Origin of the sequence: Serratia sp. SA088 (assembly GCF_049065515.1) — a bacterium.
Classification (GTDB): domain Bacteria; phylum Pseudomonadota; class Gammaproteobacteria; order Enterobacterales; family Enterobacteriaceae; genus Serratia; species Serratia nematodiphila.
Window position 1 is genome coordinate 286,168 of record NZ_JBAKGW010000003.1, and the last position, 18,463, is coordinate 304,630.

General features: G+C 64.0%; 16 protein-coding genes. 9 read left to right on the top strand and 7 right to left on the bottom strand.

Going from position 1 to position 18,463, the window contains the following annotated elements; all coding sequences use genetic code 11:
• Positions 1–124: 124 nt before the first annotated feature.
• A complete protein-coding gene (locus ACOWVD_RS10115; protein WP_164095934.1) occupies positions 125–1,633 on the bottom strand; it encodes a CoA-acylating methylmalonate-semialdehyde dehydrogenase in 1,509 nt (502 codons plus the stop codon).
• A 10-nt stretch (positions 1,634–1,643) separates the two neighbouring features.
• Positions 1,644–2,984: an aspartate aminotransferase family protein gene (locus ACOWVD_RS10120; protein ID WP_049239745.1), complete on the bottom strand. Its 1,341-nt coding sequence runs from the start codon at positions 2,982–2,984 to the stop codon at positions 1,644–1,646.
• 135 nt (positions 2,985–3,119) lie between these two features.
• Between ACOWVD_RS10120 and ACOWVD_RS10125 the strand changes: the two genes are divergently transcribed.
• Positions 3,120–4,049, top strand: a complete 930-nt coding sequence (locus tag ACOWVD_RS10125) for a LysR family transcriptional regulator (protein WP_021505270.1) — start codon at positions 3,120–3,122, stop codon at positions 4,047–4,049.
• 134 nt (positions 4,050–4,183) lie between these two features.
• Here the strand turns inward: ACOWVD_RS10125 and ACOWVD_RS10130 are convergent, their stop codons facing one another.
• A complete protein-coding gene (locus tag ACOWVD_RS10130) occupies positions 4,184–5,311 on the bottom strand; it encodes an iron-containing alcohol dehydrogenase (RefSeq protein ID WP_033651381.1) in 1,128 nt (375 codons plus the stop codon).
• Positions 5,312–5,540: 229 nt separating this feature from the next.
• On the opposite strand from ACOWVD_RS10130, the gene ACOWVD_RS10135 reads away from it, so the two are divergent.
• The 3 genes from ACOWVD_RS10135 (at position 5,541) to ACOWVD_RS10145 (ending at position 8,086) form a co-directional block, all read left to right on the top strand.
• Positions 5,541–6,299, top strand: coding sequence for a helix-turn-helix transcriptional regulator (locus ACOWVD_RS10135; protein WP_049239747.1), 759 nt, complete (start codon positions 5,541–5,543; stop codon positions 6,297–6,299).
• Positions 6,300–6,400: 101 nt separating this feature from the next.
• Positions 6,401–7,702 carry an NAD(P)/FAD-dependent oxidoreductase gene (locus ACOWVD_RS10140; RefSeq protein ID WP_046898054.1) on the top strand — a complete coding sequence of 434 codons (1,302 nt, stop codon included), beginning with the start codon at positions 6,401–6,403 and terminating at the stop codon, positions 7,700–7,702.
• 18 nt (positions 7,703–7,720) lie between these two features.
• A complete protein-coding gene (locus ACOWVD_RS10145) occupies positions 7,721–8,086 on the top strand; it encodes a cupin domain-containing protein (protein WP_015376517.1) in 366 nt (121 codons plus the stop codon).
• A 45-nt stretch (positions 8,087–8,131) separates the two neighbouring features.
• Here ACOWVD_RS10145 and ACOWVD_RS10150 read toward each other — a convergent pair whose 3' ends face one another.
• From ACOWVD_RS10150 to ACOWVD_RS10165, 4 genes are all read right to left on the bottom strand, one after another.
• On the bottom strand, positions 8,132–8,938 hold the full coding sequence (locus ACOWVD_RS10150) for an alpha/beta hydrolase (protein WP_033631711.1): 807 nt from the start codon (positions 8,936–8,938) through the stop codon (positions 8,132–8,134).
• A 94-nt stretch (positions 8,939–9,032) separates the two neighbouring features.
• Positions 9,033–10,145 carry a class II histone deacetylase gene (locus ACOWVD_RS10155; protein WP_049239750.1) on the bottom strand — a complete coding sequence of 371 codons (1,113 nt, stop codon included), beginning with the start codon at positions 10,143–10,145 and terminating at the stop codon, positions 9,033–9,035.
• Positions 10,142–11,329, bottom strand: a complete 1,188-nt coding sequence (locus ACOWVD_RS10160) for an MFS transporter (protein WP_164044947.1) — start codon at positions 11,327–11,329, stop codon at positions 10,142–10,144. The genes ACOWVD_RS10155 and ACOWVD_RS10160 overlap by 4 nt, the downstream gene beginning before the upstream one ends.
• 139 nt (positions 11,330–11,468) lie before the next feature.
• Complete coding sequence (locus tag ACOWVD_RS10165; RefSeq protein WP_049239751.1) at positions 11,469–12,116, bottom strand: helix-turn-helix transcriptional regulator; 648 nt, start codon at positions 12,114–12,116, stop codon at positions 11,469–11,471.
• Between the two features lie 483 nt (positions 12,117–12,599).
• Here ACOWVD_RS10165 and ACOWVD_RS10170 point away from each other — a divergent pair, with 483 nt between their 5' ends.
• The 5 genes from ACOWVD_RS10170 to ACOWVD_RS10190 all read left to right on the top strand — a co-directional run bounded on the left by ACOWVD_RS10170 (position 12,600) and on the right by ACOWVD_RS10190 (position 18,456).
• On the top strand, positions 12,600–14,312 hold the full coding sequence (locus ACOWVD_RS10170) for an arylsulfatase (RefSeq protein ID WP_273874854.1): 1,713 nt from the start codon (positions 12,600–12,602) through the stop codon (positions 14,310–14,312).
• Positions 14,309–15,493: an anaerobic sulfatase maturase gene (locus ACOWVD_RS10175; RefSeq protein ID WP_273874855.1), complete on the top strand. Its 1,185-nt coding sequence runs from the start codon at positions 14,309–14,311 to the stop codon at positions 15,491–15,493. The genes ACOWVD_RS10170 and ACOWVD_RS10175 overlap by 4 nt, the downstream gene beginning before the upstream one ends.
• Before the next feature lie 129 nt (positions 15,494–15,622).
• Positions 15,623–17,116 carry an APC family permease gene (locus ACOWVD_RS10180; protein ID WP_004933191.1) on the top strand — a complete coding sequence of 498 codons (1,494 nt, stop codon included), beginning with the start codon at positions 15,623–15,625 and terminating at the stop codon, positions 17,114–17,116.
• Complete coding sequence (locus ACOWVD_RS10185) at positions 17,091–17,681, top strand: DUF3156 family protein (RefSeq protein WP_019454949.1); 591 nt, start codon at positions 17,091–17,093, stop codon at positions 17,679–17,681. Before ACOWVD_RS10180 ends, ACOWVD_RS10185 begins: the two co-directional genes overlap by 26 nt.
• Positions 17,674–18,456 carry an SDR family NAD(P)-dependent oxidoreductase gene (locus ACOWVD_RS10190; protein ID WP_031300425.1) on the top strand — a complete coding sequence of 261 codons (783 nt, stop codon included), beginning with the start codon at positions 17,674–17,676 and terminating at the stop codon, positions 18,454–18,456. The genes ACOWVD_RS10185 and ACOWVD_RS10190 overlap by 8 nt, the downstream gene beginning before the upstream one ends.
• The last annotated feature ends 7 nt before the right edge of the window (positions 18,457–18,463 follow it).

The window sequence follows — 18,463 nt, forward strand, 5'->3', positions numbered from 1 at the left end:
GTTAACGACTCCATTAACGTGTGAGTGAATTATTGTTTTGCTGCACAGGCTGTACGCAGGAATCAAATGGAGCGCGCGAAATGCCGGGGAGCGTTGCTCCCCGGAAGTTTATTGTTCTTATGTGTTACCCCTGCCCCGACGGGAAGCTGAAGCTGGCGCGCCGGGCGTCGCCGGAGGCCGGCCAGCGCTGGGTCACGGTTTTGCGTTTGGTGTAGAACCTGACGGCGTCCGGGCCGTAGGCGTGCAGATCGCCAAACAGTGAGCGCTTCCAGCCGCCGAACGAGTGGTAGGCCACCGGCACCGGCAGCGCCACGTTGATCCCCACCATGCCGACCTGAATGCGGCTGGAGAAGTAACGCGCCGCTTCGCCATCGCGGGTGAACAGGCAGGTGCCGTTGCCGTATTCGTGGGCGTCGATCAAGGCCATCGCCTCTTGCAGCGACGCCGCGCGCACCACGCCAAGCACCGGGCCGAAGATCTCTTCCTGATAGATGCGCATGCCGGGCGTCACGCGGTCGAACAGCGTTGGGCCGAGGAAATACCCCTGGCTGGGGCGGCCGTCGGCGCCGATCACGCTCAGTTCGCGGCCGTCCACCAGCAGCTCGGCGCCTTCGGCCACGCCCTGATCGATATAGCCTTTCACCTTCTGATAATGCTGTTGGGTCACCAGCGGCCCCATGTCGTTGCGGTTGTCGCTGCCGGGGCCGACGCGCATGGCGGCCATCTGTTGCCGCAGTTCGGCGATCAGCGCGTCGGCGGTGCCGTCGCCCACCGCCACTACCAGCGGGATGGCCATGCAGCGCTGGCCGCAGGAGCCGAAGGCTGCGCCCATCAGCGCGCCGACCGCGCCGGGGATATCGGCGTCCGGCAGCACCACTGCATGGTTCTTGGCGCCGCCCAGTGCCTGCACCCGTTTGTTCTGCGCGCAGCCGGTGTGATAGATGTGCTCCGCCACCGGCGTCGAGCCGACGAAGCTGATTGCTTTGACGCGTCCGTCATGCAGCAGCGTCTCCACCGCTTCGCGATCGCCGTTGACCACGTTGAGCACCCCCGGCGGCAGCCCGGCTTCCGCCGCCAGCCGCGCGATATACAGCGCGGCGGAAGGGACGCGCTCGGAAGGCTTCAGCACGAAGGTGTTGCCGCAGGCGACCGCCATTGGCCACATCCACAGCGGCACCATCGCCGGGAAGTTGAACGGCGTGATGCCCGCCACCACTCCCAGCGGCTGAAACTCGCTCCAGCTGTCGATGCCTGGGCCGGCCTCTTTGCTGTGTTCGCCCTTCAGCAGTTCCGGCACATAGCCGGCGTATTCGATATTCTCGATGCCGCGCTGCAGTTCGCCCAGGGCGTCGCTGAGCACCTTGCCGTGCTCGGCGGTGATCAACTGGCAGACGGCGTCGGCGTGCTGCTCCAGCAGATCCTTGAGCTTCATCATGATGCGCGCGCGTTTCAGCGGCGGGGTATCGCGCCAGGCGGGATAGGCCTGTTCGGCGGCGGCGATGGCGCGCTCCACCGTGGCGCGGTCGGCCAGCTGCACCTCCTGCGCCGATTGGCCGGTGGCCGGGTCGTAAACCGGCTGGCTGCGTTCGCCGCCGGTGGCGGGCTCGCCGTTGATCCAATGGGTAATGGTCATGATTCTCTCCTTATTCGGTGGCGTTGAGGGCGTCGCCGACGGCGTTGATCAACGCGTCGATCTGCGCCTCGCTGCTGATGAACGGCGGCGCCAACTGCAGGGTGTCACCGCCGTAGCGCACGTAAAATCCGCTTTCCCAGCAGCGCATCGCCGCCTCGAAGGGGCGCCGCGCCGGTTCGCCGGGCCGCGCCGCCAGCGTGATGCCGGCCGCCAGGCCGATATTGCGAATGTCGGCGACGTGTTTGGCTCCTTGCAGGCTGTGCACCGCGCGCTCGAAATAGGGCGCCAGCGCCTGCACGCGCTCCACCATCTGTTCACGCTGCAGGATGTCCAGCGTCGCCAGCGCGACCGCGCAGCTGACCGGATGGGCGGAGTAGGTGTAGCCGTGCGGGAATTCGAGCTGGTAGTCCGGCTCGCCGCCGTTCATGAAGGTGCGGTAGATCTCCGGCCGCACCACCACCGCGCCCATCGGTTGCGCGCCGTTGGTCACCTGTTTGGCGATGTTCATGATGTCCGGCGTGACGCCGAACGCCTCAGCGCCGGTCATCGCGCCGCAGCGGCCGAAGGCGGTGATCACTTCGTCGAAGATCAGCAGAATGTCATGCTGGGTGCAGATCTCGCGCAGGCGCTGCAGATAGCCGACCGGCGGCACGATCACGCCGGCGGAGCCGGAAAACGGTTCGACGATCACCGCGGCGATCGTCGAGGCGTCGCGCAGCGCGATGATGCGGCTGAGCTCATCCGCCAGCTCCGCCCCCTGTTGCGGCATGCCGCGCGAAAAGGCGTTGCCGGCCAGCAGGGTGTGCGGCAGATGGTCCGCCTCGGCGCCGGCGCCGAACGTCTTGCGGTTGCCGGCGATGCCGCCGACCGAGATGCCGCCGAAGTTAACGCCGTGGTAGCCCTTTTCCCGGCCGATAAAGCAGGTTTTGCCCGCCTGGCCTTTGGCGCGCCAGTAAGCGCGCGCCATTTTCAGCGAGGTGTCCGCCGCTTCCGAGCCGGAGCCGGTGAAGAATACGTAATCCAGCCCCGCCGGCGTCAGCGCCTTGATTTTGTTGGCCAGCTCGAACGACAGCGGGTGGCCGAACTGAAACGCCGGCGAGTAATCCAGCGTCGCCAGCTGGCGCTGGGCGGCGTCGGTGATTTCCTGCCGGCCGTGCCCCAATCCGCAGCACCACAATCCGGACAGGCCGTCGAAAATCTTTCTGCCGTCGTGGCTGGTGTAATACGCCCCTGTGGCCTGAGTAATGATGCGCGGCTGCGCTTTAAAATTGCGGTTGCCGGTAAAAGGCATCCAATGGGCTTCTAACCCTGCGGCATCGAGACGATTAAGCGAATAATTTTCAGCGGCCATGTTTTCCTCCGGGCAGGAAAATAAGTGCGATTAATTAAATAAAATGAGTTGTTAACGAATTGTTGTGCGAAATTGACTATGTACCGCTTGTTCTCTACTGTGAATAATCATATGTCGAAACTTACTTAAGGTTTTATGCAAGTAAAAAAGCGCGCGTTGCTGGGACAATTGTCGGATATGGATCTGCGTTTGCTGCGGGTATTCAAGGCCGTGGTCGACTGCGGCGGCATGAGCGCCGCCGAACTGGAGCTGAATATCAGCCTGTCGACCATCAGCAAGCACATCAAGGATCTGGAGCAGCGGCTGGGCCTGACGCTGTGCCAGCGTGGGCGCGAGGGCTTTGCGGTCACCGACGAGGGGCTGTTGATCTACCAGGAAACGGTCAACCTGCTGGCGGCCACCGAGGCGTTCCGGCGCGGGGTGGACGAGGTGCACCAGCGCATGGGCGGGCAGCTGCACGTGGCGATATTCGACCATACGGTCAGCAATCCGCAGGCGCAGATCGGCCGGGCTATCGCGTTATTCAGCGAGCGCGCGCCGGAGGTTTCTTTGCAAATGTATGTGGAGCCGATTAATACCATTGAACGCGGCGTTATTGACGGGCAATTTCAGGTTGGGGTTATTCCCATGCACCGCAGCGCGGAAAGTTTATCTTATCATTCGTTATTCAGTGAGAGGATGTTCTTATATTGCGGCGCGCAGCATGAATTATTTTCCGGCCCCCATGAAACATTAAATTGGGATCTGCTGCACAATTATGCCTTCGCCGGATTAGGCTATCATTCGCCGAATATGGAACTGAGCCTGCAGCAACATTTGCATCGCAAGGCGACGGGGTTTGCGCAGGAGTCGATAGCGACGTTAATTCTGTCCGGCAAATACGTCGGCTTTCTGCCGGATCACTACGCGGCGTTTTTTGTGGCGCAGAACCTGATGCGGGCGATCAAACCGGCACTGTTCCGCTACCACTGCGAATACTCCAGCGTGCTGCGCCGCTCGCCGGTGCCGCAGCGGGTGGTGAAGCTGTTCCATGAGTGCCTGCTGGCGGCCCACGGAACAGCGTGACGCTTACTGCTCTTTCTTCTTGCCGAAGATTCTGATCAGCGCGCCGACCAGGATGCCGACCGCGATGCCGGCGAAGATCCAGCCGATGATGCCCATTTCCTTACTCCTGCTAGTGCGTTGATCTGATTATATAATCATTCGACGCGAAACGCCTCTTCGATCATCCGTTGCCGCTGCGCCGGCGCATAGTCGATCCAGGAATTCTTGCTGTTGGATTTCTCCAGCGCCACCGCCAATTCCTGGCCAGAAATCGGCAAATCGTCCTGCCAGAACGGCGCGATGGCGTGGCGGGTGATGAAGTCGGTCAGGTAGCTCTCCGGGCTGCCCTGCCAGTGCGGGTACAGTCTGGCAGCCAGCTCGGCCATCAGCGCGCGCTGCTGCGGCTGTTCGCTGGTTTCCAACAGGGCGAGGAACGGCAGCAGCAGGCGACCGCAGACCTGCCCGTGGTGGTAGTCGCGCAGCGCGCCGATCTCGCCGGCGATGCCGTGAATGACCCCCAGCCCGGCGGCGCTCAGCGTCAGCCCCCCGAGGTACGAAGCTTGCATAATCGCTTCGCGCGCCGCATCGCTGCGGTTGAGCGCCGGCCAGGCGGCGAGGAAGTGGCGGATGCCGCTCAGCGACATATCGCGCGTCATGGCGCCGGCGGTTTTCGACAGATAGGCCTCGAACAGGTGGGTGAAGGCGTCGATGGCGCAGTAGGCCAGCACCTTGTCCGGCGCGCCGGCCAGCAGCTGCGGATCGAGAATGGCGGTGTGCGGCACGAAGTTATTATGGCGCAGCGAGGCTTTCACTTTGCTGACCTGGGTATCGGTGATCACCGCGTTCTGCGTCACCTCGCTGCCGGTGCCGGCGGTGGTGGGAATGGCGATCAGCGGCAGGGTGGCGCCGCTGATTTTGCTGTCGCCCACCTTTTCCATATAGCGCAGCGTCGGCAGCGGGTGCTCCACCAGCGCGGAGAACGCCTTGGCGGCGTCCAGCACGCTGCCGCCGCCGATGGCCACCACGCGCCGCGCCTGGCCGCGCCAGCGCGCCACCCAGGCGTCGATTTCCTGCGGCGACGCCTCGTGGCTGACGATCTCGGTGCCGATGAGCAGCGGCGTCAGCGCTTCGCGCAGGCCGGCGTACACCGGGCCGTTGAGAAAAGAGCGGCAGCTGAACAGCAGCGTCGGCTGCGGATCGGCCAGCAGCAGCGGCGGCAGCTGTTGGATGCTGCCGTGGCCGAACCAGGTCTGGCGGTTGGCGATGATATGGCTGACGGACATGAGGTCTCCTTGACGGCGTTGCGGGGCGCGATGCCACAGCATAAGCCAGCGGGCGCGGAGCGGCCACCGCTTTCCCCGCTGCGGCAACCTGTGAGTTGTTTAACATGTAAACGATCTCGTTCTTGCATTTCGGCGCGCCGGATGCTTTTTTTAACAGTACCGGCCGTCGTGCGGCCAACCCCATCCGAAATCGGTAGATTGTTAATGTATTAATAATGGCGAGGCGGGTATGGATATTCAGGTTGAACGCTTGTCTACGGTGATCGATGCGGTGGCCAGTCCGCGCTTTTATCCCAGCCTGTTGAATTGGCTGGAAGGGTTTTTCGCCTTCGACAACGCCATCGTCTATGCCTTCGAACGCGGCCGGCCGCCGCGCTGCCTGATCAAAACCGAGCGGGAAAACAGCGATGCGGTTAACCAGATCTACCAACAGGGCGCCTACCTGCAGGATCCGTTTTACCGCGCGCTGAACGACGGCGGCGAAGGCGAGGTGCTGACGCTGCGCCAGCTGGCGCCCTGCGGGTTTTATCACAGCGACTATTACCGTAACTTTTATCGCAAGACCGGCTGGCACGACGAGGCCGGCGTGCTGCTGCAATTGACGCCGGAGCGCGGGCTGGGGGTATTTTTCGGCTCGGCGCGCCGCACGGTGGCGGTGCGTTACCCGCAGCGGGCGGATCTGCGCAGCGCGCTGACGCTGGTAAAAAGCGTGGCGCGGCTGCACGGCGAAGTGGTGGCGGCACCGGCCGAGGCCGACACGGAGAACCACGACGGCGCGCAGGCGCGCTATCTGTTGACGCCGCGCGAGCGCGAGATCGTCGATCTGATCCTCGCCGGCTGCGGTTCGCAGCAGATCGCCGACCGGCTGTTCATCAGCCTCGGCACGGTAAAAAATCACCGCAAGAACATCTACGGCAAGCTGAACATCGGCTCGCAGGCCGAACTGTTCAGCCTGCTGCTGACCGCCCCGCAGCGGCGCAGCGCGTGAATGTTAATTTTTTGTAGCGAATGTCCCTAAGGGGACATAGCGGACAATCCCACGGCTCCCGATAATCCGATGTCATGGCATAGGCAATCGGGAGTGCGGCAGTGAACAACGAAATCGAGTCCTTAACCTACTACGCGGCGACCAAAAAATACGATCTGCGCTTCCCGACGCTGGAAGAGGATCTGGACGTCGACGTGGTGATCATCGGTGGCGGCTTCTCCGGCATCAACACCGCGCTGGAGCTGGCGGAGAAGGGCATCACCAACATCGCCATCCTCGAAGGCCGCTATCTGGGCTACGGCGGCACCGGGCGCAACGGCGGCCAGGTGATGGCCGGCATCGGCCACGATCTGGAGAAGATCAAACGCCACGTCGGCCCGGCCGGGCTGGAAACCATCTTCAAGATCAGCAACCTCGGCGCCGGCATTATCCGCGAGCGCATCAAGAAATATGACATCGACGCCGATTTCTGTTTCGGCTACGGCTATCTCGGCAGCAACGCGCGTCAGGAGAAGACCCTGCGCGGCTGGCTGAAGGAGTTCAGGGCGGTGGCGCCGGACGAAGAGATCGAGCTCTACACCGGCGCGGAGGTGAAGCAGGTGGTGGGCTCCGACGCCTACACCTGCGCGCTGAAACACATGGGCGGCGGCCACGTGCATTCGCTCAACCTGCTGCTGGGCGAGGCCAAGGCGCTGAGCGGCTACGGGGTGAAAATCTTCGAAAACAGCAGCGTGCTCAACGTGGAGTACGGGCCGCGCATCACGGTGCGCACCGCCATGGGCTCGGTGCGCGCCAACAAGATGCTGTGGGCCTGCAACGGCTTCCTCAACGGCATGGAACCGCAGATCTACCGCAAGACTATCAATACCTACGCCTTCCAGCTGGCCACCGAGCCGCTGTCTGACGATCTGATCCGTCAGATCAGCCCGATCCGCGGCGCCTACAGCGACATCCGCCCGGTGATCGACTATTACCGGGTAACCAACGAAAACCGGCTGCTGTTCGGCAGCGCCACTCGCCTGATCGAATATTTCCCGTCGGATCTCAAGGCCTGGAACCGCAACCTGATGCTGAAGGTGTTCCCGTACCTGAAAGACGTGAAGATCGATCTGGCCTGGGGCGGCCCGCTGTGCTGCAGCGCCAACCTGTTCCCGCAGATCGGCACGCTGCCGGATCGCGACAACGTGTTTTACGTGCAGGGCTACTCCGGCTTCGGCGTGACGCCGAGCCACATCGTGTGCAAGGTGCTGGCGGAGGGCATGAGCGAAGGATCCGATCGTTACGATCTGATGAGCTCGATCCCGCACGTCAACATCTTCGGCAAAGACAAGCTGCGGCGGGTGATGACCACCGCCGGTAAGGTTTGGCACCAGACATCCGGCTACTGGAAAGGCCGCCGTTAATCCTCAGAGGAGAATGACATGAAACCGTTACTGCTTAAACAACCGCTGCCGGAACTGCTGGAGATCGGCAGCGTCAGCAACCTGGGCGCCACGGTGATCGCCGGCACGCCAAACGTCGGCGTGGCCAGCATCTTCGGCGAACCGACCGACAACCTGAACTGCGGCGTGTTCAGCTGCACCCGCGGCAGCTTCGTGATGGAGTACCCGTTCGCCGAGCACGCCACGGTGTGGGAAGGCAGCGCCACCCTGACCAACGAACGCACCGGCGAATCGGTGCAGTATCAGGCCGGCGATTCCTGGTTCGTCGAGAAGGGCACCCCGGTGCGCTGGGACATCACCTCGGATCGCTTCGTCAAACACTACCTCGCCATCGTCGAGGGCTGACGCCGTCATGCCCCCCTCAGCAGGCTGAATGCCGAGGGGGGCGCCTTAACCTAACGCCCGCGCAATAAAGTCGGTTACCCGCTTGAGGATCTGATCCTTATTGGTTTCGTTAAAGCTCTCGTGCCGCCCGCCCGTGTTGATCATCCGTTCGAAATCGTCGCCCTGCAGACGATCGAGCGCGGTTTGCGTTTCGCTCATCAGTACCAGCCGGTCGTCGTCGCCGTGGATCCACAGCGTAGGCAGCGCGCCGAACCCCGGCCCGGCGTTGATGGCGGCGAGGATCCGCTGCATGGCGCGCAGAGTGGGGCGTTTGAACGGCCCGTGCCACACCAGCGGATCTTCCTGATAGGCCGCGCCAACCGCCGGATCGCGCGCCAGGGTGGCGGTATCCAGCGGCGCGTCGGGGATCGTCGGCAACTCGGCCAGATCGGAAATCGCCGTTCTGTCGCCGAGCAGCGGGCCGGACAGCACCAATGCGCGCACCTCCTCGCCATAACGCTGCACGTAGCGGGTGGCGATCATGCCGCCCATCGAGTGGCCGATCACCACCAGCGGCAGCGTCGGATACTGTTGGCGAAGATGCTCGACCACGCGCTGAACGTCGTCGACCACGGCGTCATAATCCTCGATCAGCACGCGCTCGCCCTGCGACAGACCGTGGCCGAGATGGTCGGGGCCGAATACCCGCGCCCCCTGCGCCTGCAGCGTGCGCGCCACGTATTGATAGCGGCCGAGATGCTCGCCGTAGCCGTGCACCAGCAGCGCCAGATAGCGCGGCTTGTCGTTTCCCCAGTCGTGCACGGCGATGTCGCCGTGGCGGCCTTTGATAAAGCTGACGGTTTGTTCGGACATGTTATTGTTCTCATGGTGGTAGGGTTGCCCTTCAGCGTAGCGGCTGGCGGCGAGCTTGTCAGGGGCGCCGGATGCGGCGCCCGCAGAGAGGGGATTACAGGCCGAACTGGCGCGCCAGTTCGTCGAGCGCTTCGCGCTGGAAGCGATTGAAGGCGTCGCGCGGCTGCTGTTGCTGGATGAACTCTAGCAGCGGATCCTGCACTTCCGTGCGCACGCCGCTCAGCTGCTCCATCACCGCCAGCCCGCAGAACGGCACGTAGGATTCGGCGTAGCCGCCTTCATGCACCATCACCAGCTTGCCGCCGCACAGCCGGTCGGCGGCGTCTTGCACCAGCGCGGTCATGGCGCGGAAGCTGTCGCTGTGCAGCTGCATGCGCGCCAGCGGATCGAGCGCGTTGGCATCGTAGCCGCAGGCGACGATGATCAGTTCCGGCTCGAATTTTTCCAGCGACGGAATAATGATGCGCCGCATCGCGTGCAGGTAGCCGTCGTCGCCGGCGCCGGCCAGCATCGGCACGTTGACATTGCAGCCTGCCCCGGCGCCTTCGCCGCGATCCTGTTCGCCGGAATAGCCCGCCGGGAAGCAGCCGTCCTGATGCAGCGACAGCGTCAGCACGTCGCCGCGCTGCCAATAGATATGCTGGGTGCCGTTGCCGTGGTGCACGTCCCAGTCGAGCACCGCCACCTTGCCCAGGCCGTAGCGGGCCTTGGCGCGCTCGATGGCGATGGGAATATTGGCCAGGAAGCAGAAGCCCATCGATTGATCCGGCAGGCAGTGGTGGCCCGGCGGGCGCGACAGCGCATAGGCGTTATCCAGCTCGCCCTGCAGCACCGCCTCCACCGCCGCGCAGGCCAGCCCTGCGGAGAGTTTGGCGATTTCATAGCTGCCCGCCCCCAGCGGCGCCTCCTCCCCCAGCAGGCCGCCGCCGCTGTCGCTCACCTGTTTGAAGCGCTGCAGGTAGTGGGCGGGGTGGATGCGCAGCAGGTCTTCTTCCGTCGCCGGTTCGGCGCTCAGCAGGGTGAGTTGGCGCGACAGGCCGGACACGTCCATCAGGTTCTTCATGCGCCGCTTGGTTTCCGGCGATTCGGCGTGGCCGGCGCCGGAAGGCGGTTGCACCCAGCCGCCGACCGGCAGGGTGGTGGCGTGCAGGCCGGTGCTGTGCCAGAAACAGCGTTCGTCAAACAAGAAACCGGTTGTTCTTTTCACCTTTCTCCTCCTGTTATACGGCGCGGTGCGCGCGGTGAAGCCAGCGAAATCAACAGCAGCGACAGCAGCGCGCAGCCCAGCGCGCCGAACAGCAAGGCGTTGAAACCGCCGGAATATTCGATTAAAGAGCCGGCCAGCGTCGGGCCGATGGCCATGCCGCCGCCGATCACCAGGTTGATGCCGTTCATCAGCTTGCCGTCGTTATCCAGCCCGGCGACCCGCGCCAGAATGAATGGCAGCACGAAGGTCCAGGTGAATTTGAACAGCAGGGCCGCCAGGGCGAAGCGCAGCAGCAGGGGTTGGCCTGTCAGCAGCGCCACGCTGGCCAGCAGCAGGGCGTACCCCAGCACGATCAGGCGCCCGCCGCTGAAGCGCGCGCCGATCAGCGCCGCGGCGCCGGCGCCGACGATGCCGAGCAAGGTGGCGACGGCCAGCACCTGGCCGCTGTGGGCCGGCGACAGCCCGGCGCCGGCGGCAATGCCGCCGATAAAGGTCCAGACCGCGCTCAGGCTGATGTAAAAGGTCAGCACCGCCAGCACGGCGCACAGCTTGCGCGCCAGCGAGGCGGCGGGGCCGCTGCGGGCGGCGCGGGCGGCGGTAAAACCGTTGGGGAACGCCGGGATGAGCGGCAGGCAGCACAGCATGATGGCCGCCAAAATCAGGTAGACCGCCATCAGACCGAAGTGCGCGAACAGCGGCGGCAGCACCAGCAGCCCGACCGCGCCCAGCACCAGCTGGCCGAGCACCCAAAAGGCATACACCCGGCTGGGATTGGCGGTGCCGGCGGCGCAGGTGATGCACAGGATCATCAGGGTGCCGCCCGCCAGCGAGGCGATAAAGCGCAGCGGCAGCAGCAGGGTGAAATCCTGCGCCAGCGCCGAAGCCAGGTTGCCGGCGATAAACACCAGCGCCGACAGCGTAGCGACCCGCCGCCAGTTGATGCGCCCGATCCACCACCACGCCGGCAGCGTGGCCAGGCTCATGGCGCCGAGTTCGGTGGAGAACAGGTGGCCGATCTGCGCCGGGCCGAGCTGCCACTGAGTCGCGAGCTGGGCGGCCACGGCGGGGGCGGTCATCAGAATGCCCGGCGCGATGGCGGCGAAGACGATAATGGCGGTCAGCAGCCGCGGCGGGCAGGGGAGCGCCGCGCCGACGGCGGGCGCGGAAACCGAATCACTGGACATAAACCTTTTCCCCAAGCGTTGAGTGACGATGAAATATCCCGCCCGGCCCGATTGCGGGCAGGGGGAGGCCGCGCCATAAATGGCGAATATGTTCTGGCGTTATTTTCCAGCCGTCGGCAGCGGCGGCCGTTATCGGGTGTTAACCGTGAGCGAGAAAACCGCCGGCGACCAGTTCGGTGCGGTTCACCACGTCGGTTTTGGCGAAAATATTGCGCATATGGGTTTTCACCGTAGACAGCGAAATGCCCAGCTTCAGGGCGATGCGCTTATTGCTGGCGCCTTCGCGCACCATGTTGACGATCTCTTGCTCTTTGGCGGTCAGCAGCTGCGCCTCGCTGTCGGGCAGCAGATCGCGCGTCGCCAGCTCGATCAGCGGCAGCACCGCGCGCAGGCGGCCGCGCTCCACTTCGGTAAACGGCGTATCGCGGATCAGCGACACCCCGGCGACGATGCGCTTACGCTGGCGAATAAAAATCTCCGTCATGTCGCGCATGTCGTTCGGCAGCATAAAGTCGTGGTAATAGCGGCGGTTGCCGGCGATCGCCGCCGGGCTCATGCCGACCATGGTGATGTCTTGCCGATGAAAATTGGCCGGCTGCAGCGGGTCAATTTGCTGGAAGTGGTTCAGGTACTGCTGATGCGTTTTATCGGGCATGCCGTGCAGGATGTAGTGATCCGGCCGCAGGTTGCGATCGACCAGATAAAACACCCCGGCAGACACCGGGATCAGGTGCGTAATGGTCGCCAAACAGCTGTTGATAAAGGCATCGGATGCGGTGCTGTGCATGATTCGTGTTCCTCCCTTTATCGTTCAATCTGGAGAAGGTTGGCGGTCAATATATGAACGATACAAGCATAGTTGTAGCAATTTGGCAACACAATAAAAACATATTAACAACGTGAGGCCGATTGCAATAAAACACATAAATAACAAGATGACACTGCGTTAATCAGGGCTTTTTCATTCGGATTTATCGCGATTTTCATTAATAGGTTAATGAAATAATTCACCGCTTTTCCCGCTGAATTTACAGCGCTTTTCAATGCTTGCTCGGGTGAAGCTTTCGCCGCCCTGCGCGTGCTACAGCCGCCGCTGCCGGCCGCCGTCCCTCGTTCTTAAGAACGATAGCCAGGCTTTTCCGCCGCTTCCTACACTGCGAATTGAAGATAGCGCCAGGCGGCGCCAAACGTATAAGACGAAAAAATGATGACCTTTCTCGGGCTGAGGCGTCGGGTTGTTCAGTCCGCATGACCATACAGGGGACGGACGATGCAGAAAAAAACGTTGGCGGTGGCGTTGAGCGGCGCCTTATCGGGCCTGGCTCAGGGGGCGGACGCCGATCGCCCCAATGTGCTGATCATTCTGGTGGACGACATGGGCTACTCCGACATCAGCCCGTTCGGCGGCGAGATACCGACGCCCAACCTGCAGGCGCTGGCCGAACGGGGCGTGCGCATGAGCCAGTACTACACCTCGCCGATGTCGGCGCCGGCGCGTTCGATGTTGATGACCGGCAACACCAATCAGCAGGCCGGCATGGGCGGCATGTGGTGGTATGAGAGCACCGCCGCGCAGCCGGGGTATGAAATGCGCCTGACCGACCGCGTGACCACGCTGCCGGAGCGTTTTCGCGACGCGGGTTACGCCACCATGATGGCGGGCAAATGGCACCTGGGCTATGTCGACGGCGCCAAACCGACCGATCGCGGCTTTGAGCGCGCCTTCGCCTTTATGGGCGGCGGCACCAGCCATTTCGACGACGCGAAACCGCTGGGTACCGTGGAGGCGTTCCACACGTTTTACACCCTGAACGGCAAACGCGTGTCGTTGCCCAAAGATTTCTATTCCAGCAAGGCCTATGCCGATCAGCTGGAACAGTGGATCCGTGAGACGCCGCAGAATAAGCCCGTCTTCGCCTATCTGGCGTTTACCGCGCCGCACGATCCGCTGCAGGCGCCGGATGACTGGATCGCCAAATTCGACGGCAAATACGACGCCGGTTACCAGCAGGCCTATCAGCGGCGCATTCAGCGCCTGAAGGCGCTGGGGTTGATTTCCGATCGCACGCCGATGCCGACGCTGGCGCTGGATAAGGCCTGGAACGCGCTGACGCCGGAACAGCAAAAATATGAAGCCAAGACCATGCAGGTGTACGCGGCGATGATCGCTTATATGGACGATCAGGTCGGCGCGGTGCTGAATACCCTCAAGCAGACCGGCCGCGACCAAAATACGGTGATCGTGTTCGCCACCGACAACGGCGCCAACCCCGCCAGCGGCTTCTACTACGGCTCGAAGCCGGAGTATTGGCGGCAGTTCGACAACAGCTACGCCAACCTCGGCCGCAAGGGATCGTTCATCTCTTACGGGCCGCACTGGGCCAACGTCAGCAACGCGCCGTACGCCAACTACCACAAAACCACCAGCGCGCAGGGCGGCATCAATACCGATTTCATCATCTCCGCGCCGCGGCTAAAGGGGCGCGGCGGCATCGATCGCACGCCGATGGCGGTGTATGACATCGCGCCGACGCTGTATGACTATGCCGGCATCGACGCCAGCAAACCGCTGAAGGCCAAACCGACGCTGCCGATGGTCGGCGTCAGCTTCAAGCGCTATTTCAGCGGCGAGGCCGACGGCGTGCCGCGCGCGACCTACGGCGTGGAGCTGCATAACCAGGCCGCCTACGTGGACGGCGTCTGGAAGCTGCGGCGGTTGGTGAAGGCCGGGCCGATGGCGCAGATGGCGCCGTGGGGGCTGTTCAACCTGCATGACGATCCGCTGGAAACGCGCGATCTGGCCGCCGCCGACCCGGAACGGGTCAAACGGCTGAGCGAGGCGTATCGCCGCTTTGCGCAGCAGAGCATGGTTATTGAAGCCAAAGGTGCAGCGATCGACTATCTCGGCGTCGACGCCAGCACCGGCGACTACATCGGCCTGGATCCGCAGACCCGCAAACCGTTGCCGCAGGCGGCGCCATGAACCTGGCCCAGCTGCGCGCGCAGCAGATCCCGGTAGAGAGCGAACCGCGCGCGGCGGCGCCTTTTCACCTGCTGGTGAAACCGATCGGCGCCGGTTGCAACCTGGGCTGCCACTATTGCTACTATCCACAGCGCCAGCAAGAGCGGACGCGCAAGATGGACGGCGATCTGCTGGCGGAGTTTATCCGCGGCTACATCGCCGCCCAGCCGCGCTACAGCCGCGAGATCAACTTCGTCTGGCAGGGTGGAGAGCCGCTGTTGGCGGGGATCGGTTTTTACAAGCGGGCGCTGGCGTTGCAGCGCCGCTTTGCGCCGCCGGGCGTGCGGATCAGCAACAGCCTGCAGACCAACGGCACCCTGCTGAACGACGCCTGGTGCCGGCTGTTCCGGCAGCATCAATTCATCATCGGCGTCAGCCTGGACGGCGATCGTGAGGTGCAGGACGCCCATCGGCCGGACAAGCGCGGCGGCGCCAGCTATGACGCCGCGCTGCGCGGCATCGCGCTGCTGCAGCGCCATCAGATCGACTTCAACCTGCTGATGGTGGTGCACGACGGCGTCGCGGATCGCGCCGAGGCGATCTACGATCATGCGGTGGCGATCGGCGCGCGCTATCTGCAGTTTCAGCCGCTGATGCTGGAAGGGGATGCGCCCACCGCCGGCTATGGGCTGAGTGCCGCCAACTGGGGGCGCTTCATGCTGGCGGTATACCGCCGCTGGCGCAGCCGCGGGCACGTCGGCCAGGTGTTTGTGATGAACATCGAGCAGGTCTACGCGCAGTATTTTACTCACGTCAGCCCCAGCTGCGTGCACGCTGAACGCTGCGGCGGCAATCTGGTGATGGAGCCGGACGGTCGCCTCTACGCCTGCGATCATCTTATCAACGCGCAGCACCTGCTCGGCCATGCCGATCGCCACACGCCGCTCGCCACCCTGGCGGCAAAGGCGGCGGGGATGCCGTTCGGCAAGAACAAAAGCCTGCGTCGCGAGTGCCAACGCTGCAGCGTGAAAAGCGTCTGTCAGGGCGGCTGCCCGGCGCATGTGGGCGAAGATCGCTACAACCGGTTGTGCGCCGGCTATTACGCCTTCTTTTCCGCGCTGCTGGCGCCGCTGCGCGCCTACCCGCGCAGCCCGCAGGGGGCGATGCAGTGGCGCGCCGCCGTGAGCGCGGCCGCAGGTTGAAAGCGTCTCGTCCTTAAGGACGATAGTCAGCATTTTCCTTTCCTCTCTATAGTGAGATGACCGCCGCTGGCGGTGAAAAACCTGCAAGCACCTGCATGCATCAGGCCAAAACTATAAGAGGAAATAACCATGAACCTGTCGTCGCGGTTGCACGCCCACCTGGCTCGAGGCAAGGTCGGCTTTCCCACCACCCTGGCCAGTTCGGTCGGGGTGATCATGGCCAGCCCGGTGATCCTGACGGTCACCAGCGGCTTCGGCATCGGCGGCGACACCTTCGCGCTGGCGATGCTGATCGCCTTCATCATGATGCAGGCGCAGCTCACCACTTTCTCCGAAGCGGCGGCGCTGTTGCCGACCTCCGGTTCGGTTTACGACTACATCTCCTGCGGCATGGGGCGCTTTTTCGCCATCACCGGCGCGCTGTCGGCCTACCTGATCGTGCACATCTTCGCCGGCACCGCCGAGACCATTCTCTCCGGCATCATGGCGCTGGTGAACTTCGAGCACCTCAACACCCTGATGGAAAGCCATAACGCCTCCTGGATGGTCGGCGTCGGGCTGGTCGTCGTGTTCGGCCTGCTCAACGCGTTCGGCATCGAGGCCTTCGGCAAGGCGGAGATCGTGCTGACCTTCGCCATGTGGAGCACGCTGGTGATTTTCGGCATCGTCGGGCTGCTGTCGCCGCATGCGGTGCCGCTCGAGGGCTGGTTCGGCAGCACGCTCGATCTGAACGATCCCTTCGCGGTATTCAGCCTGATCGGTATGGCGATGTTCATGTTCGTCGGCTGCGAGCTGGTGACGCCGATGGCGCCGGAGATCAAACGCTGCGATCGGGTGATACCGCGCGCCATGGCGCTCGGGCTGTGCGGCGTGGCGGTGTGCATGGCGCTGTACGGCGCGGCGCTCAGCCACCAGGTGGAAAACGTGGTGATCGACGCCGCCAGCGGCACGCGCCTGCTGGAAACGCCGATGGCCATCCCGGCCTTCGCCGGCCAGGTGATGGGTCAGTTCGGCAAATACTGGCTGGGCGTCGGCCTGCTGCTGGCGGGCGCGGCGACCATTAACACGCTGATGGCGGCGGTGCCGCGCATTCTGTACGGCATGGCGCTGGATGGCGCGCTGCCGCGCATGTTCGCCTATCTGCACCCGCGCTTTAAGACGCCGGTGGTCGGCATTCTGGTGGCGGTCCTGATCCCCTGCGTACATGCCTTCGCCATTCAGGGCAACCTCGACAGGATCATTCCACTGGTGCTGGCGGCGGTGTGCGCCTGGGGCGTGGCCTACCTGCTGGTGACCTGCTCGGTGGTGCTGCTGCGCCTGCGCCGCCCCGATCTGCCGCGCGCCTATAAATCGCCGTGGTTCCCGCTGCCGCAGATCGTCTCCAGCGTCGGCATCGTGCTGGCCATCGTCTACATCACGCCGCCGGGGATGAACCCGCGCGACGTCTACATTCCCTTCGGCTGGATGATCGGCCTGACCGCCGCCTATGCGCTGTTCTGGACGCTGTGCGTGCAGAAAGTGAATCCGTTCAAGCCGGTGCCGGTCGAGCAGGTGCTGGAGAACGCGTTCGCCAAGGGTGAAAACGAGGAGGCGCAGTTTGATCGGCTTACTTCCCTCACTTAATCGCGCCTGGCGGCGAGCGCCATCGGGCTATCGGCCGGGCGCCGCGCTGGATCGTCTGGCGCGCAACCTGGAACCCTACGCGTGCGAACGCCTGGCGCCGGGCCTGCTGCGGCTGACGCTGCCGCAGGGGCCGCAGATCGAGGTCAGCGAACAGGTGCAGGGGCTGTTTATGGCGCATATCGTCAGCCACCGTTTTCGGTTACAGGGCGCGTGCGCGGCGCAGCCCCCGCTGACGCTGGACGTGGTGACCGGCGGCTGGCTGCGGCGGCGCGGCGTGCGCTATCTGCTGCGCCAGCGCCATGCGGCCGCGCAGCGGGTGCTGGATGGCCTGCTGCGCTACCCGCAGATCGGCGAGACGCTGGCGCAGCTGGATTTTCGCCGCGTGCGGCTGACGGTCAAAGACGGGCGCTGGCAGGTGGATATCGAGCATTTCGCCGCATCGGAGGTGGTCAGCCGTTTGCCGGCCGGCCGCCGCTATCTGCGGCTGGACGCCGAACAGCGGCGGCTGCTGTTGAGCAGCCTGCTGATGATCGGCCAACTGATGGAGAAGCTGAATCATGAATAGAGTGGTTGTGATTACCGGCGGCGGCACCGGCGTCGGCGCCGCCTGCGCCCGTCTGCTGGCGGCGCAGGGCGATCGGGTGTTCATCATCGGCCGCCGCCCGGAACCGCTGGCGGCGCTGGCGCATGAGATCGGCGCGCAGGCGCTGGTGGGCGACGCCGCCAGCGGCGAGAGCTGGGCCCACACGCTGCTGCCGGCCATTCTGCGCGACGCCGGGCGCATCGACTGCCTGATCGGCAGCGCCGGCGGCATGGGCTTCAAGCGTATTACCGAGATGACCGACGAGCAGTGGCAAGGGGCGATGGACAGCAACCTCAACAGCGCTTTCGCCAGCGCGCGCGCCTGCTTGCCGGAGCTGATCAAGAGCGGCGGCAACCTGCTGTTCGTCGCCTCGATCGCCTCGCTGGCCGCCGGGCCGGAGGTCTGCGGCTACGTCACCGCCAAGCACGCGCTGATCGGGCTGATGCGCTCCATCGCCCGCGACTATGGCCCGCTGGGCGTGCGCGCCAACGCGGTGTGTCCCGGCTGGGTGACCACGCCGATGGCGGACGAAGAGATGCAGCTGTTGATGGACGCCCATCAGATTTCGCTGGAGCAGGCTTACCAGATGGTCTGCCGCGACGTGCCGCTGCGCCGGCCGGCCAGCGCCGAGGAGATCGCCCGCGTCTGCCGTTTCCTCTGTTCCAGCGAGGCTTCAATCATTACCGGCGCGGCGCTGGTGGCCGACGGCGGCTCCACCATCGTCGATGTGCCGACATTGGCTTTCACTTCCCTGTAAGGAGCAT

Bases quoted from the DNA above. Each gene is read 5' to 3' on its own strand.
- ACOWVD_RS10150 (WP_033631711.1), bottom strand. From the start codon at position 8,938: ATGTCCGAACAAACCGTCAGCTTTATCAAAGGCCGCCACGGCGACATC.
- ACOWVD_RS10170 (WP_273874854.1), top strand. From the start codon at position 12,600: ATGCAGAAAAAAACGTTGGCGGTGGCGTTGAGCGGCGCCTTATCGGGC.
- ACOWVD_RS10120 (WP_049239745.1), bottom strand. From the start codon at position 2,984: ATGGCCGCTGAAAATTATTCGCTTAATCGTCTCGATGCCGCAGGGTTA.
- ACOWVD_RS10145 (WP_015376517.1), top strand. From the start codon at position 7,721: ATGAAACCGTTACTGCTTAAACAACCGCTGCCGGAACTGCTGGAGATC.
- ACOWVD_RS10180 (WP_004933191.1), top strand. From the start codon at position 15,623: ATGAACCTGTCGTCGCGGTTGCACGCCCACCTGGCTCGAGGCAAGGTC.
- ACOWVD_RS10190 (WP_031300425.1), top strand. From the start codon at position 17,674: ATGAATAGAGTGGTTGTGATTACCGGCGGCGGCACCGGCGTCGGCGCC.
- ACOWVD_RS10135 (WP_049239747.1), top strand. From the start codon at position 5,541: ATGGATATTCAGGTTGAACGCTTGTCTACGGTGATCGATGCGGTGGCC.
- ACOWVD_RS10175 (WP_273874855.1), top strand. From the start codon at position 14,309: ATGAACCTGGCCCAGCTGCGCGCGCAGCAGATCCCGGTAGAGAGCGAA.
- ACOWVD_RS10115 (WP_164095934.1), bottom strand. From the start codon at position 1,633: ATGACCATTACCCATTGGATCAACGGCGAGCCCGCCACCGGCGGCGAA.
- ACOWVD_RS10130 (WP_033651381.1), bottom strand. From the start codon at position 5,311: ATGTCCGTCAGCCATATCATCGCCAACCGCCAGACCTGGTTCGGCCAC.
- ACOWVD_RS10160 (WP_164044947.1), bottom strand. From the start codon at position 11,329: ATGTCCAGTGATTCGGTTTCCGCGCCCGCCGTCGGCGCGGCGCTCCCC.
- ACOWVD_RS10165 (WP_049239751.1), bottom strand. From the start codon at position 12,116: ATGCACAGCACCGCATCCGATGCCTTTATCAACAGCTGTTTGGCGACC.
- ACOWVD_RS10125 (WP_021505270.1), top strand. From the start codon at position 3,120: ATGCAAGTAAAAAAGCGCGCGTTGCTGGGACAATTGTCGGATATGGAT.